The following is a 15,461-nucleotide window of genomic DNA, read 5'->3' on the forward strand; positions in this document are numbered from 1 at the left end:
GATGGCATAAGAGCCCGCCTTTAAACAGTTTAAAGAAGCTCGGGGAGCGAAGAGCGCTGGCACAGAAGATCAAGCTTTCGACGATCGCGGACGCGCTCAGCGTGTCCACGGCCACGGTTTCGCTAGCCCTGCGCGACAGCCCGCTGGTCGCCGGAACCACCCGTGACCGCATCAAGGAACATGCCCGCGCCATCGGCTATATCTACAATCGCCGCGCCGCCAGCCTGCGCACCTCGCGCTCGGGCATCGTCGGCGTTGTCGTTCACGACATCATGAATCCCTTCTTCGCCGAGATACTGCGCTCGATCGAAAGCGAGCTCGATCGCAGCCGGCAGACCTTCATCCTGTCGAACCATTACGACCAGCTCGAAAAGCAGCGCACCTTCATCGACACGCTTTTGCAACTCGGCGCCGACGGCGTCATCATGTCGCCGGCCATCGGCACGCCGCCCGAAGACATCCTGATGGCCGAGGAAAACGGCTTGCCGGCGGTGCTGATCGCGCGCACCGTCGAAGGCGCCGACGTGCCGGTGTTTCGCGGCGACGATGCCTACGGCACCGCGCTTGCCACCAACCATCTGATCTCGCTCGGGCACAAGCGCATCGCCATGGTCGGGGGCACCGACCAGACCTCGACCGGCCGCGACCGCTACCAAGGCTATGTCAATGCCATGGAGGCGGCCGGGCTGGAGGTCAGGCCGTCCTGGCGCATCGCCGGTCCGCGCACCAAGCAGGCCGGCTTCGAAGCCGCTGGGCAGTTCCTGGCGCTGAAGGACAAGCCTACCGCGGCCTGCTGCTGGAACGACCTCGTCGCCATCGGCCTGATGAACGGCATCGCGCGCGCCGGGCTGGTGCCGGGCATTGACATATCCGTCACCGGCTATGACGATCTCGAGGAGGCCGCGATCGCGACGCCGGCGCTGACCACCGTCTGGAACGGCCAGCGCGAGGTCGGTCGCCGCGCCGCCAGCGCGCTGCTCGACAAGCTCAATGGGCAGATGGTGCGGCCGTCGCAGGAACTGATCAAGCCGGAACTGCATGTGCGCCAGTCGACCGGCAAACCGGTGGAACGTGCATGACAGAAGCCGAACAGCAAACAGTCGCCATTCTGGTGCCGGGCCAATTCAACGACCACGCGGTCGGTCGCATCGACCGGACGTTTAGCCGCGTGGGGATCGAACGGCCCGATGCGTCACTGGTCACCGATGAGCTGCGCCGCTCGGTGCGCGGCATTGCCGCCTTTGGCGGCATAAATGCCGCACTGATGGATGCGTTGCCGAACCTCGAGATCATCGCCAATTTCGGTGTCGGCTATGATTCGGTCGATGTCCGTCACGCCGCGCAGCGAGGCATCATGGTGACCAACACGCCTGACGTGCTGACCGAGGAGGTCGCCGACACGGCGCTCGGGCTGCTGATCAACACCGTCCGCGATCTGCCACGCGCCGAGACCTGGCTGCGCGACGGCAGTTGGAAGCGCAAAGGCAACTATCCGCTAAGCCGGCTGACCTTGCGCGGCCGCGGCGTTGGCATCTTCGGCATGGGCCGCATCGGTCTCGCCATTGCCCGGCGGCTGGAGGCCTTTGGCCTGCCGATCGCCTACCACAACCGGCGCCAAGTCGAAGGCCTGCCCTACGACTATCACCAGACCCTGAAAGGCCTTGCCGAGGCGGTCGACACGCTGATCTCGGTAGCGCCCGGCGGCGCCTCGACCGAAAAAGCGGTCAACGCCGAGATCCTGTCGGCGTTGGGCGCTGACGGCGTCTTCGTCAACATCGGCCGTGGCAGCACGGTGGACGAGGCAGCCCTTGCCGCAGCCCTTGCCGACGGCACCATTGCCGCTGCTGGGCTCGACGTCTTCGCCGACGAGCCGAACGTGCTGCAGGCGCTGCTCGCCGCCCCCAACACCTCGCTTTTGCCGCATGTCGGCTCGGCCTCGGAACATACCCGCCGCGCCATGGCCGATCTGTGCGTCGACAATCTGGTTTCCTGGTTTTCCCGGGGAAAGGCGCTGACGCCGGTGCCGGAGACGGAAAAGGTAAAGGCGCAGAGCTAAGCGGTGACCTTTCATATTTATTAACGTCGGCTTAACGCTTTGAAATCATTCTGTATCTCTCGCCAAATAAGCAGAGAATACAGGATGAAAGCACTTGCCGCATTGATGGCGGCCGCCGCGCTGTTCGGTAGCGTTCAGCTGCTTCGCGGCGGTGGTGGCGAAGCAGCCAGTGAGCCAACGCCGCCGTCCGGCAGCTACAAGCTGGTGGCCAATGGCGACGAAGCGTCCTGCGCGGTCAAGCGCGGTGCCGAAATTTCCGATGGCCTGTCGCTGCTGACGGTCGCTGCGAACTGCCGCCGGATTTTACCCGGCATCGAGCGCGCGAAATTCTGGCGTGAGCAGGATGACGACACGATCGCCTTCAGCGCGAACGGCATCGACCCGATCGTCACTTTCGCCATCGCCGACGGCGACGGTTATGAATCCTACGCACCGGCCCTGCCGCTGATGTCGCTGGCGGCCAGCAACTGAACTATTCCGCGGCAGCGCGCCCGATTTTGCCATAGCTTGTTAGTGTACCACATCGCCGAAGGCGCGGAGTATCTTTGCCGAGACGCTCTCCGACTGTGACGATCGTGCCGTCGGTGGCGGCCGCCTCGATCTGCAGCTTCGGGCCAAGCTAGTCGACCGCCGGCTGCTGATCCCGATGGCGGAAACCGTGTAGGTGAGCATCAAAGGCCTAGCCGGAGAGCGGCATTCGGCAGAAAAGCGTGGCCTTTCTGCAACGCCAGGTTAGAAAGAAGCTTCAGGACACGTAAGCGCTTGCATTGCAACCGAAGCGCGATCGTTATGCCCCATTCAATTAGGGGGCACTTACGTGAAATCGATCCTACTCGCATCGACTATTCTCTTGGCCGTTTCGGGCAGCGCTTTTGCTGCTGACTCGATTGCCGCGGCTCCGGTGGGCTACGAATGGAGCGGCTTCTATGTGGGTGCACAACTGGGGTACGGCTGGGGCGACGTCGATAGTCACGACGTGGATATCTTGGACCCCAGTTTTTCCGACTGGGCTGACTCCTGGAAAGCTGACGGAGTGATAGGCGGTATTCACATCGGCTATAATCAGGCCTTCAATTCGATCGTTCTCGGTGTTGAAGCCGATATCGAAGCCTCGGGAGCGAGTGGCTCCGTTGATTCGACCTTTGCCGGCAATATCAAAACCGATATCGACGTTCAGGGTTCGCTGCGGGCGCGTCTCGGCTACGCGATGGGACCGGCCCTCCTGTACGCCACGGGCGGTCTCGCGGTTGCTCACTTCGACACCAAATATGACGATGGCACAACGACTGACAGTTCTTCCCATACGAAGGCAGGGTGGACGCTGGGCGCCGGTGTCGAATATGCCTTCGCGCAAAACTGGACGACGCGCGTCGAGTACCGCTACAGCGATTTCGGCACGTTCACTGACAATCCGGCGACCGACAGTGAATTCCTTTACCCGACCGAAGTGACCACTCAATCTGTTCGCTTCGGCGTCAGCTACAAATTCTGATATGGGTTGATCGCGGGTTCTGCGCCAAGGGCCGGACCCCGCGATCGTCTATTCCGCGGCGGCGCGCGCGCCGGATTTCGCCGCGGCGTGCAGGCGCACGGCGTCGCCGAAGGCACGGAATATCCTTGCCGAGACGCTGTCCGACTTGACCCAGTATTCGGGATGCCACTGGACGCCGACGGCGAAGGCGCGGGCGTCCCGCACCGAAACCGCCTCGACCGTGCCGTCGCTGGCGACCGCCTCTATCTGCAGCTTCGGGCCGAGCCGGTCGACGGCCTGGCGATGCACCGAGTTGACCATTATGTCGCCCGCCCCGAACACACCGGCGAGGCAGCTTCCGGGCTTGATCGAAATGGCTTGGCGGATGGCGAAACGTTCGTCCTGATTGTCGCTCGCCGGCGCGCGATGGTCCAGCGAACCCTCGCGCTCCTGGATTTCGGTCGCCAGCGTGCCGCCCAGCGCCACATTCATCTCCTGGATGCCACGGCAGATGGCGAGCAGCGGCACGCCGCGCTCAACTGCCTTGCGGATCAACGGCAGCGTCGTGGCGTCGCGGGCAGGATCGTAGGGACCATTGGCCTCGCTGGCATCGCCGCCGTAGAGCGACGGATGCACATTGGACTTCGAGCCGGTGACCATGACGCCGTCGACCGATGACAGGAGTTCATCGAAATCGAGCCGGTCGCCGAAGGACGGCACAAGCAACGGGAACACGCCGGCGGCCGAAAGCGCCGCCTCCAGATATTGCTGCGGAGCGGCATGCCAGGTGTAGTTGTCGAACTGGCGGACGTCGGTCGATATGGCGACGAGCGGCTGCTGCATTTTATCCGGGTCCATTCAGTGCAGGGACATATTCTGCCTTTAAAATAGGCGATCCGAACGCGCTTTGCCATGACAAGTTTCGGCATGTCGCATGGGCCACGGAGCGGTCGTTAGACTATAGTTGCAGGAGGCGCGCTCACCTCGCGAATTTCGTGGAAACGCCGCCGGCAAAACCGGCTGCCAAGCTGGACTCGACTTCTTGCCCGTGTATTGTTTGCCGCGAAGCCGATCCGGGGAACAGAGCATTTTCCGTACGTCGGTCTGTTGATCCAATAGGGAGGACTTCATGGATCGTCGATCATTCATCCGCAAGGCCGGCGCGACCGGTGTGGGCGCCGCTGCGGCTACAGCAGCGCTTGCCGCGCCGGCCATCGCTCAATCCAATCCGAAAGTGACATGGCGCCTGGCGTCGTCCTTCCCGAAATCCCTGGACACGATCTATGGCGGCGCCGAGGTCTTTTCCAAGATGCTTTCGGAGGCGACCGACGGCAATTTCCAGGTCCAGGTCTTTGCCGCCGGTGAACTCGTGCCCGGCCTGCAGGTTGCGGACGCCACCACCGCCGGCACCGTCGAGGCCTGCCATACGGTGGCATATTATTATTGGGGCAAGGATCCGACATGGGCACTGGGCGCCGCGGTTCCGTTCTCGCTCAACGCACGCGGCATCAATGCCTGGCATTACCACGGCGGCGGCATCGACCTGTTCAACGAGTTTCTGGCCACGCAGGGTCTTTTTGGCTTGCCGGGCGGCAATACCGGCGTGCAGATGGGCGGCTGGTTCCGCAAGGAGATCAACACGGTCGCCGACCTTTCGGGCCTCAAGATGCGCATCGGTGGCTTTGCCGGCAAAGTGGTGCAAAGGCTCGGCGTCGTGCCGCAGCAGATCGCCGGCGGCGATATCTATCCAGCGCTGGAAAAAGGCACCATCGATGCCGCCGAATGGGTCGGCCCCTATGACGATGAGAAACTCGGCTTCTACAAGGTCGCGCCCAACTATTATTATCCCGGCTGGTGGGAAGGCGGACCGACCGTCCATTTGATGTTCAACAAGGCGAAATACGAAGAGCTTTCGCCGGCTTACAGGGCGCTGGTGCACACCGCCGCGCAGGCCGCCGACGCCAACATGCTGCAGAAATACGACTATCTGAATCCGGCGGCCGTGAGGCGGCTGGTGTCCGGGGGCGCCAAATTGCGCCCGTTCAGCCCGGAAATCTTGGCAGCCTGCTTCGAAAAGGCGAACGAGGTCTATGCCGAGATGGAAGCCTCGAACGCGCCGTTCAAGAAGATCTGGGACTCGATCAAAGCCTTCCGCAAGGAGCACTATCTCTGGGCGCAGGTGGCCGAATACAATTACGACACCTTCATGATGGTCCAGCAGCGCACCGGCAAGCTCTGACAACAGTCACGGCGCCACACGTTCTTCGGACGCGTGGCGCCGTAACATTTCGATTTGCCGATCAGCGCGGCACCACCACCACCTTGACTTCACCTGGCGCAGGCGGGTTGGCGATCACCGCGGCCGCCTCCTCAAGCGTTACCTGCCGTGAGATGAGCTTGTCGATCTCGATCGCACCCGAGGCGATGAGATCGGCGGCCCGGCGATGCGTAAACGGATTGAGGAACGAGCCCAGAACCTTCAATTCCCGGAACAGCAGGTCGAAGGGTTCGAATTCCGCCTTCATGCCTTGAGGCATCACGCCGACGACGACGATTGTGCCGCCGGCCCTGGCGAGCCGCATCGATTGCTCGACCGTCTCTCTTACGCCAGCACATTCGAACACCACATCGACGCCGCCCGGCAGCAGACCCGACGGGCCGCCGACCGTATCGACAATATCGCAAGCGCTGGGGTCGACCGTCGCTGTTGCGCCCAATTCTTCGGCGAGGGCACGCCGCGAGGCCTGGCGCGTCGACAGGATGATTGTGGTCGCGCCGGCAAGCCTCGCCAGTTGCACGGTGAGCAGGCCGATCACGCCGCCGCCAAGCACGGCGACCGAGGAGCCGGGTTTTATCCGGGCCAGGTCCATGCCATGCAGGCAGCAGCCAAGCGGTTCGCAGAACGCGCCATGCGTCGGCTTCAGGTCTTTCGGAAGGAGAAAAGCCTGCTTCTGAGGCAGCACGACATATTCGGCGAAACCGCCGTCGCGGCGGATGCCGATGGCAATCAGATTATGGCAGAGATTGATGCGACCGGCATGGCAGTGCGGACAGCGCCCGCAGGCGATGTTGGGATCGCCGGTGACGCGATCGCCGACCGAAAAGCTAGACACAGCGGCTCCAATCGCCTCGACGATCCCGGAGAATTCATGTCCGAGCGTCACCGGCGGCGTACAGGGAAATTCGCCATGGAAAAGATGCCGGTCGGTGCCGCAGACGCCGCACGCCTCGATCCGCACCAGGAGGTCATCCGGCCCGGCGGATGGTTTGCCGACCTCGCGCAGGGCAATGCTGCCCACGCCCTCCAGCCGCACCGCTCTCATGTCTGTTGGGCCTCCGGCATCAATTGAAACTCGGCGGTTGGGACAGATCGGGTGCCGGCGCTGCTGGCTTGGCAGGCGGCGGTTCACCGAAACTCGGCGGCTGCGACAGATCCGGTGCAGTCGGCGCCGTGCCGCCATCCGCCGGCGGTGCGCCGAGCGGCGACAGGCTTGGCGTTTCCGGCACCTGGTAATCGATCGTGCCCGGATCGACTGGCGTGCCCTTGTAATGCATCACCATCTGCGGGAAGGCGATGGTCAACCCGATCATGATGACCTGGATGCAAACGAAGGGAACCGCCCCCCAATAGATCTGGCCGGTTGTCACCGGCGCGATCTGCTTGCCGGTGAGGCGGTCGAGATAGGGCACGCGGGCGGCGACCGAACGTAGGTAGAACAGCGCGAAGCCGAAGGGTGGATGCATGAAGCTGGTCTGCATGTTGACGCCGAGCAGCACGCCGAACCAGATCAGGTCGATGCCGAGCTTGTCGGCGGCCGGCGCCAAAAGCGGCACGATGATGAAGGCGAGCTCGAAGAAATCGAGGAAGAAGGCGAGCAAGAAGACGAGGATGTTCACCCCGATCAGGAAGCCGACTTCGCCACCCGGCAGCGAGGTCAGGAGGTGCTCGACCCAGATATGGCCGTTGACGCCGTAGAAGGTCAGCGAGAACACCCGCGCGCCGATCAGGATGAACAGCACGAAGGACGACAGCCGCGTCGTGGACGCCAGCGCCTGCTTGATCACATCCAGCGACAGCCGCCCCTTCATTGCCGCCATGATCAGCGCGCCGACAGCGCCCATGGCGCCGCCCTCGGTCGGTGTCGCGATGCCCAGAAAGATGGTGCCCAACACCAGGAAGATCAGCGCCAGCGGCGGGATCAGCACGATGATCACCTGCTGCGCCAGCCGCGACATCATGTTGATGTTCAGGCGCTGGTCGGCGATCGCCACGACATAGATGAGGATCACGCCGATGGTGGCGCCGAGAATGTCGGCGTTTTGGCCCTGCGAGGGCGCAAGATAGCGATACGCCGCGTAGGAAACCACGACTGCCGCCAGCACCGCGAACAGCAGCGACAGGACACCGTGGCCGAGCGTGCGGGCCTCCAGCGGCAGGGCCGGCATCGATTTCGGCCGGACGATCGACATGATCACGATATACATCGTGTAAAGGCCGGTCAGAACCAGCCCCGGAATCAGCGCGCCCGCATACATGTCGCCAACCGAGCGGCCGAGTTGGTCGGCCAGAACGATCAGCACCAGCGAGGGCGGAATGATCTGGGCGAGCGTGCCCGATGCGGCAATGACGCCGGACGCTACACGGCGATCATAGCCGTAGCGCAGCATGATCGGCAGGGAGATCAGGCCCATCGCGATGACGGAAGCAGCCACCACACCCGTGGTTGCGGCAAGCAGCGCGCCGACGAAAATCACGGCATAGGCGAGGCCGCCGCGGATCGGTCCGAACAATTGGCCGATCGTGTCGAGGAGGTCCTCGGCCATGCCCGATCGTTCGAGCACGATGCCCATGAAGGTGAAGAACGGGATGGCCAGCAGCGTGTCGTTCGACATCACCCGGCTGCCGTAGAAATTGTCCGGCAGTGCGTGCAGCAGCGGCCAGGCGAGATTGATCGAGCCGCCCGAATAGGGAGACAGCAGCACTCCGATGAAGAAGAACATGAGGCCGTTGGCGGCGAGCGAAAACGCGACCGGATAGCCGATCAGCAGGAAGATGATCAGCGAGGCGAACATGATCGGCGCCATGTTCTGGGCGATGAACTCCATCACGAGCGCACCTCTTCGGCGAGCGCCTTCGCTTCGTCGGCGAGCGCTTTCGCTTCGAGTTCGGCCTGCTCATGCACCGATATGAACGGCGTGGGATCGTCCATGTCGCCGCGCATGATGGCAATCTTCTTGATGATCTCGGAGATGCCCTGGAGCGCGAGCAGGAAAAAGCCTACCAGCAGGATCGCCTTCGCCGGCCAGATGATCAGCCCGCCTGAATTGTTCGACATTTCGCCGCTGCGAAACGACAGCGAAACATAGGGGACGAAATAGATCACCATCAGCGTCACGAACGGCATCAGGAAAAAGAGGTGACCGAGAAGGTCGATCCAATGCTGCACGCGGCGCGAGAACATGCCGTAGACGATGTCGATGCGGATATGGTCGTTCTGCTTCAGCGTATAGGCGGCGGCCAGCATGAAGGCGGCGCCGAACAAATACCACTGCAGTTCCAGCCAGGCGTTCGACGACATGTCGAACGTCTTGCGGATGATGGCATTGGCGGCGCTGACCAGAATTGCCAGCAGGATCAGCCACGACACCCATCTGCCGATGAATTCGTTCACACGGTCAATGGTTCTGGATAGAGCGAGAAGCCCTGCCATGCATTCCTCCCTTTACGCATCGGCCCGAAAATCGGTGTCGATTTTCGGAAAGCACGATGCGTGACTCAAAGTGTCAGCGGCGGCCGATTCCCGCTTGTTTTTCGTCGCGCCGCTGTGGCCCAACGGTATGCCGTGCGTGGCCCGGCGGGTCAACACGGCGCAAGCCGAGTAAACAATCTTGTGAGGTGAGCAAGGGCGAAACAGCCGCCTGACCGAGCGTCATGCAACCAAAGTCTACCAAAGCCCGAGGCGGTTCAGGCAATCTTGCTCTGGTCGCGGCCGGCGCCGACCAGCACCAGCATGGCGACGAGGAACAGATACATCCAGGCGTCGCGCCACTCGACCGGGAAATAGCCGGCCCAGAGCGATTCGGCCATGCCGAAGGCGGCAGCGCCAAGTGCTGCCCGCAACGGCGAGAGATAGCCGCCCACCGCCGTCACGAAAAGGATTTTCAGCCCGTAGACCAGGCCGGAGCCGAAGCTGATGTTGCCATAGTAAAGGCCGGCAAGGACGCCGGCCAGCGCCGCGCAAAGGCCGCCGGCGAGCACTGCGTGCCGAAACACCGCGCGCACATCGACGCCGCACATGGCCGCGGCTTTGGGGTCGTCGGACACGGCGCGCCAGCGCCGGCCGAAGCTAGAGCGGGCGAACATCCAGGCGGCGAGCCCTATGGTTGCCGCGACGACTGCGCAGTCGAGCAACTGGATGAGCGTCAGCGTGGCATTGAAATTGGCTCCCCGCGCAAAAATGATGGGCTGGGCCAGCATTGGCGGCAGCCACAGGTCGTGGGTATTGGCGGCGATGCGGCTTACCTCTGACAGGAGCAGCAATATGCCCAGCGTCGTCACCACAATCGCGTTGGGCGTGCGGTCGACCAGCGGCTCGAAGATGCTACGCGACAGGACATGGCTGATCAGCGCCGCATACAGGAACGCAGCGACAATGCCGAGCGCGACGGCCGCGAACAGGGTCAGCCACAGGGCCTGATAGCCGAAGGCTGCGGTGAGGATCATCGTCTGTCCGCAAAAGGCGAACAGCGCGCCGTAGGCGAGGTTCGTCCGGTGCAGAATGCCGTTGGTCAGCACATAGCCGAAGGCGAGCAGCGCATAGAGCGCGCCGGAATGCAGTCCGTTCAGGACCTGCTGGAAGAAATAGAGCATGCGAACGTCCTTGGATCGCGGAAAACCGCGTCCATGCGAAGCAGATTTGCATCGGGTAATCTAACTTGTCAAACGCGATTTATCGGTTAGAAATGGCGCTCATGACGGTTTCCTGGACTCCGCACCGCTTCACTGGTGGCCTTCTTGCACTCGATACGGCGAACACCGTCGTGCTGCGTGGCGATCCCCAGAAAACCTTCGACCGGCTCAAAGATCCGGCAGAGATCGCCCGTTTCGCCGACGCGGCAAGCGTCTTTCGCGCCGCCGAGCTTGGCGGCAGGCGGCTCGAAGCGCCGTTGCCGGGTAAGATCGCGCCGGTCGTGCTGGCGATCCGCGAGACGACCGACCGGCTGTTTCGTGGTGCGGCGTCGAAAGGCGCGGTCGCCACGGGCGATCTGCCTGGCTTCCTGGAGGCCTGCGCCGAGGGTCTCGCGCACAGCCGCACCGAAATTCGTGCGCCGGGACGGCCGTTCGGCGATCCGGCGACGCCTATCGCCTTCGAGGCGGCACTGGCGGTTTCGGCACTGTCGCTGCTACAGGGCGACACCGTCGCTAGGTTGAGGGTCTGCCCCAACTGCACTTGGCTGTTCCTCGACCGAAGCCGCAATTCCAGCCGTCTTTGGTGCGACATGGCGGTGTGCGGCAACCGCCAGAAGGCGAGCCGCCATTATCGTCGCCGCCGAACGGCAGCCGGAGGGACAGCCAATGTCTAGGAAAATCTTGCGTCTGGTCGGTGCCGCGCTCGTGGCAGCGACGATGCTCAGCGCCTGCCGCGATACCGGCAGGGACGGCGAAGGCAGATTGTTCGAGATCTCCGGCAAGCTGTTCGTCTTCAACTACCGCCTCGCAAGGGCGACCTATGTCGTCACGCTGAGACCGTTGCAGCCTATGCAGGAAGGGCAGGTCGCGGTCGCCAGCTTCCAGAATCCGGCCGGCGGCGAGCCGTTGGTCGTCGAGCAGAAAGTCTGGCCGAAGCTCGGCAAGGTGTCGCTCGAGAGCCCGGCGCTTTTCTGCATCGTCAAGGACAAGCCCTATGCGATCTCGATCAGCATCAAGGATGCCGACGGTACGGTTCTCCAGAAGATCGACACCACGCTGATGTCGACGCAGGACCAATCGGTCCTGCCCGACCGGCCGTTGGTCATCGACCAGCTCTATACGCCCAACCCCGAGCTTGCCGGCCATCCTGACGGCAAGCTGCCGGGCGCGCCTAAGCCCGACTGTTCGAAGACCGGCTGACGCGTCGCCGCCGGTATCGGCTGCGGCCGGAATTTTCATTGCGCTGGCGAGCAACCGGTGTGCGGTTTCTTACACCATCGGGCGCGGACCGGATCGTTTGTTGCGCTTCGCCTTGGTATCTTCGATTTTGTTTGACCTGCCCGGCAAGGGGAGAAACACTGTAGCATCCGCTCCCGACGTTGGCTGTGCTTGCGGCCTCCGCAGAGGAAATGCCTAATGACGCTGCATGATGTCGCGCTCGACGACAAGTTCGACTTGGGAAAGGAGCGCATCTTCCTTTCCGGCGCGCAGGCGGTCATCCGTATGCTTCTGATGCAGCGCGAGCGCGACCGGCGGGCTGGCCTGAACACTGCCGGCTTCGTCTCCGGCTATCGCGGCTCGCCGCTCGGCGGGCTCGACATGCAGCTTTGGAAGGCCAGGAAGCAGCTCGCCCAGTCGGACATCGTCTTTCAGCCCGGTCTCAACGAGGAACTGGCAGCCACCGCCTGCTGGGGATCGCAGCAGGCCGAATTGCTCGGCGAGGGCACGCATGACGGCGTCTTTTCAGTCTGGTACGGCAAGGGACCGGGCGTCGACCGCTCCGGCGACGTGTTCCGCCATGCCAATCTCGCCGGCTCGTCCAGATATGGCGGCGTGCTTGCCCTGATGGGCGACGACCACATGGCCGAATCCTCGACCAACGCGCACGCCACCGAATTCCTGTTCGTCGACACCATGGTGCCGATTCTCAATCCGGCCGGGGTTCAGGAGATCATCGACTACGGGCTCTACGGCTTTGCCATGTCGCGTTTCGCCGGCACCTGGGCGGCGATCAAATGCGTCAAGGACAACATCGAATCGACGGCTTCGGTCGATGCCGCGCTCGAACGGCTCGATATCGTCGTCCCGGACTTCGACATGCCGCCCGGCGGTCTCAACATCCGCAACGAGATCGACATGCTCGGCCAGGAAGAGCGGCTGCATGAATACAAGCGCGCCGCCGCTTCGGCCTTCATCCATGCCAACGGGCTGAACCGGATCGTCTATTCCGGTGGACGTGCCCCGAAGCTTGGCATCGTCACCATCGGCAAGAGCTATCTTGACGTTCGCCAGGCGCTGGAAGACATCGGCGTCGACGAGGTCGCCGCCAACCGCATCGGCATCAGGCTGTTCAAGGTCGGCTGCCCGTGGCCACTTGACCTGCAGCACATCGCCGACTTCGCTCGCGGCCTCGACACCGTCGTCGTCGTCGAGGAGAAACGCTCGCTGATCGAGGTGCAACTGCGCGAGAACCTTTACGGCACCGCCACGCAGCCGGTCATCGTCGGCAAGAAGGACGAGCGCGGCGACGGGCTGTTCCCGGCCAAGGGCGCCCTCGATCCCAACGACATCGCCATAGCGCTCGGCGAGAGGATCTTGCGAACGATCGGTCCGTCGGACGAGATTGCCGCACGGGTGGCGAAACTTCGCCAGTTCCAGGCGATGCTCGCCGACACGTCAGACATCGCCTCGCGCACGCCCTTCTTCTGCTCCGGCTGCCCGCACAATTCCTCGACCAAGGTGCCGGACGGCTCGCTCGCCGCCGCCGGCATCGGCTGCCATTTCATGGCGCTTTGGATGGACCGCAACACCGTTGGTTTCACCGCCATGGGTGGCGAGGGCGCGCAATGGGTCGGCCAAGCGCCGTTCTCGAAGCGCGACCACATCTTCCAGAATCTCGGCGACGGCACCTACAACCACTCCGGCGCGCTGGCGATCCGCTTTGCGCTGTCGACCGACGCCAACATCACCTACAAGATCCTCTACAACGACGCCGTCGCCATGACCGGCGGCCAGCCGCACGAGGGCGGCCTGACGGTGGACATGATCGCCAGGCAGGTGCGCGCCGAGGGCGTCGAGCGCATCGCCATCGTCACCGACGAGCCGGACAAATATGCCGGCAAGGTCGAATTCCCCGCCGGCGCCACCATCCATCATCGCGACGACCTCGACCTCGTCCAGCGCGAATTGCGCGCGGTCAGGGGCACATCCGTGCTGATCTACGACCAGACCTGCGCCGCCGAAAAGCGCCGCCGCCGCAAGCGCGGCACCTTCCCCGATCCCGACAAGCGCGTCTTCATCAACGAGTTGGTCTGCGAAGGCTGCGGCGATTGCGGGGTGCAGTCGAATTGCGTGTCGATCCAGCCGGTCGAGACCGAATTCGGCCGCAAGCGCAGGATCGACCAGTCGAGCTGCAACAAGGATTTCTCCTGCATCAACGGGTTCTGCCCGTCCTTCGTCACCGTGCATGGCGCCAAGATCAGGAAGGCCGAGGGTATGGCCGGCACGACCGATCCGCTCGACGGCGTGCCCGCGCCCGCCGAATTTCCGCTCGGCGAACAAGGCTGGGCGGCGATCATCGACGGCGTCGGCGGCACCGGCGTCGTCACCATCGGCGCGGTGCTCGGCATGGCGGCCCATCTCGAAGACAAGGGCTGCGGCATGATCGACATGGCCGGCCTTGCCCAGAAGGGCGGCTCGGTGTTCACCCATGTCCGCATCGCGCAGAGCCCGGACGATATCCATGCCATCCGTGTTTCGGCCGGGAAGGCCGACCTCGTGCTAGGCTGCGACCTCGTCGTGTCGGGCGCCCAGAAGGTGCTCGCCGCGGTGCGCGAAGGCCACACGATCTTCCTCGCCAACACCGCCGAGATCATGCCCGGCGAGTTTACCCGTTCGGCGGATTTCTCGCTGCCTGTCGAGCGGCTGAAAAAGGCGATCCGCACTGCCGCCGGCGAGGATAAGGCGCATTTCTTCGATGCCACCCGCACCGCCACCGCGCTGTTCGGCAGCTCGCTCGGCGCCAACATGTTCATGCTCGGCTTCGCCTTCCAGCATGGCGGCTTGCCGCTGTCAGCCGAGGCAGTCGAAAAGGCGATCGAGCTCAACGGCCAGGCCGTGGCGATGAACGTCTCAGCCTTCCGCTGGGGCCGCCGTGCCGCCCACCAGCCGGATTTCGTGCGCGGCCTCGTTGCCCAGCCGGGCAAGACTGCACAGACGGCCGCTGTCGCCGAAACGCTGGACGACATCATAGCCCGCCGCGTCGCCTTCCTCACCGCCTATCAAAGCGCCGCCTATGGCAAGCGCTATGCCGACAGACTGGCCGCGCTGCGCAAGGCTGAAGCCAAGGCGGTGCCCGGTTCGACCAATGTGACCGAGGCCGCCGCGAGGAACCTGTTCAAGCTGATGGCGATCAAGGACGAATACGAGGTGGCGAGGCTCTATACCGACGGCTCCTTCGCCGCCGAGCTGGGCAAGCAGTTCCAGAGCTACGACAGCCTGGAATTTCATCTCGCGCCGCCAATCATGGGCAGGCGCGGCAAGGATGGCAAGCCGAGGAAATCGAGCTTCGGTCCCTGGATGATGAAGGGGTTTCGCCTGCTGGCAGCGATGAAAGGATTGCGCGGCACGGTCTTCGATGTGTTCGGCTACAGCACCGAGAGGCGTATGGAACGGCAGCTTCTTGTGCAGTACGAGGCTGACCTGGAGCTTGTCGCCGCAGCACTCGCGCCGGGCAAGGTCGAGGCCGCCGCAGCGCTTGCCTCGGTGCCGGCGCTCATTCGTGGCTATGGTCACGTCAGGCAGGCCAGTGCCGAAAAGGCCGCTGGCGAGCGCCAGAGGCTGCTCGATCGGTTGGCAAAGACGCCGGTACGGCGGGAACTCCAGGCCGCCGAGTGATCGATATGCCCTATTTACCTGAAACCTGCCTCACGTTGGGTCAACGGGGTTGGTGGCGGGGCCCGAAACGGCCTCTCTAAACCTTTCTTAAGGCGAATGTGACACAGCTTGGCTCCCCAGGGTTGGGA

Annotated in this window: 13 protein-coding genes; 8 read left to right on the top strand and 5 right to left on the bottom strand. The window is 63.4% G+C overall.

The features are described 5' to 3' along the window. Positions 1-56 precede the first annotated feature (56 nt). The 4 genes from EOC94_RS09020 to EOC94_RS09035 all read left to right on the top strand — a co-directional run bounded on the left by EOC94_RS09020 (position 57) and on the right by EOC94_RS09035 (position 3,548). Positions 57-1,079, top strand: coding sequence for a LacI family DNA-binding transcriptional regulator (locus EOC94_RS09020; protein ID WP_095484379.1), 1,023 nt, complete (start codon positions 57-59; stop codon positions 1,077-1,079). Then, positions 1,076-2,056: a 2-hydroxyacid dehydrogenase gene (locus EOC94_RS09025; RefSeq protein WP_127289937.1), complete on the top strand. Its 981-nt coding sequence runs from the start codon at positions 1,076-1,078 to the stop codon at positions 2,054-2,056. The genes EOC94_RS09020 and EOC94_RS09025 overlap by 4 nt, the downstream gene beginning before the upstream one ends. An 84-nt stretch (positions 2,057-2,140) precedes the next feature. Continuing rightward, positions 2,141-2,527 (top strand): hypothetical protein, encoded by a 387-nt coding sequence (locus EOC94_RS09030; protein ID WP_095484377.1) that lies wholly within the window; start codon positions 2,141-2,143, stop codon positions 2,525-2,527. 346 nt (positions 2,528-2,873) lie between these two features. Next, a complete protein-coding gene (locus EOC94_RS09035; protein WP_185928196.1) occupies positions 2,874-3,548 on the top strand; it encodes an outer membrane protein in 675 nt (224 codons plus the stop codon). A gap of 48 nt (positions 3,549-3,596) precedes the next feature. On the opposite strand, the gene EOC94_RS09040 is transcribed toward EOC94_RS09035, so the two are convergent. Then, positions 3,597-4,370: a gamma-glutamyl-gamma-aminobutyrate hydrolase family protein gene (locus EOC94_RS09040; RefSeq protein ID WP_095484375.1), complete on the bottom strand. Its 774-nt coding sequence runs from the start codon at positions 4,368-4,370 to the stop codon at positions 3,597-3,599. A 286-nt stretch (positions 4,371-4,656) separates the two neighbouring features. On the opposite strand from EOC94_RS09040, the gene EOC94_RS09045 reads away from it, so the two are divergent. Continuing rightward, positions 4,657-5,766, top strand: coding sequence for a TRAP transporter substrate-binding protein (locus EOC94_RS09045; RefSeq protein ID WP_126103926.1), 1,110 nt, complete (start codon positions 4,657-4,659; stop codon positions 5,764-5,766). A 61-nt stretch (positions 5,767-5,827) separates the two neighbouring features. On the opposite strand, the gene EOC94_RS09050 is transcribed toward EOC94_RS09045, so the two are convergent. The 4 genes from EOC94_RS09050 to EOC94_RS09065 all read right to left on the bottom strand — a co-directional run bounded on the left by EOC94_RS09050 (position 5,828) and on the right by EOC94_RS09065 (position 10,398). Further along, positions 5,828-6,850, bottom strand: coding sequence for a zinc-dependent alcohol dehydrogenase family protein (locus tag EOC94_RS09050; RefSeq protein ID WP_127289941.1), 1,023 nt, complete (start codon positions 6,848-6,850; stop codon positions 5,828-5,830). Positions 6,851-6,869: 19 nt separating this feature from the next. Continuing rightward, complete coding sequence (locus EOC94_RS09055) at positions 6,870-8,633, bottom strand: TRAP transporter large permease subunit (protein WP_127290419.1); 1,764 nt, start codon at positions 8,631-8,633, stop codon at positions 6,870-6,872. Next, positions 8,633-9,238, bottom strand: a complete 606-nt coding sequence (locus EOC94_RS09060; RefSeq protein WP_127289943.1) for a TRAP transporter small permease subunit — start codon at positions 9,236-9,238, stop codon at positions 8,633-8,635. The genes EOC94_RS09055 and EOC94_RS09060 overlap by 1 nt, the downstream gene beginning before the upstream one ends. A gap of 254 nt (positions 9,239-9,492) precedes the next feature. Then, positions 9,493-10,398, bottom strand: a complete 906-nt coding sequence (locus EOC94_RS09065; RefSeq protein WP_126103923.1) for a branched-chain amino acid ABC transporter permease — start codon at positions 10,396-10,398, stop codon at positions 9,493-9,495. 101 nt (positions 10,399-10,499) lie between these two features. Between EOC94_RS09065 and EOC94_RS09070 the strand changes: the two genes are divergently transcribed. The 3 genes from EOC94_RS09070 to EOC94_RS09080 all read left to right on the top strand — a co-directional run bounded on the left by EOC94_RS09070 (position 10,500) and on the right by EOC94_RS09080 (position 15,333). Then, positions 10,500-11,111, top strand: coding sequence for a CGNR zinc finger domain-containing protein (locus EOC94_RS09070; RefSeq protein WP_095485049.1), 612 nt, complete (start codon positions 10,500-10,502; stop codon positions 11,109-11,111). After that, positions 11,104-11,637, top strand: coding sequence for a hypothetical protein (locus EOC94_RS09075; protein ID WP_127289945.1), 534 nt, complete (start codon positions 11,104-11,106; stop codon positions 11,635-11,637). The genes EOC94_RS09070 and EOC94_RS09075 overlap by 8 nt, the downstream gene beginning before the upstream one ends. A gap of 216 nt (positions 11,638-11,853) precedes the next feature. Beyond that, positions 11,854-15,333, top strand: a complete 3,480-nt coding sequence (locus tag EOC94_RS09080; RefSeq protein ID WP_127289947.1) for an indolepyruvate ferredoxin oxidoreductase family protein — start codon at positions 11,854-11,856, stop codon at positions 15,331-15,333. The last annotated feature ends 128 nt before the right edge of the window (positions 15,334-15,461 follow it).

The organism is Mesorhizobium sp. M6A.T.Ce.TU.016.01.1.1 (assembly GCF_003997065.1).
GTDB lineage: Bacteria > Pseudomonadota > Alphaproteobacteria > Rhizobiales > Rhizobiaceae > Mesorhizobium > Mesorhizobium mediterraneum.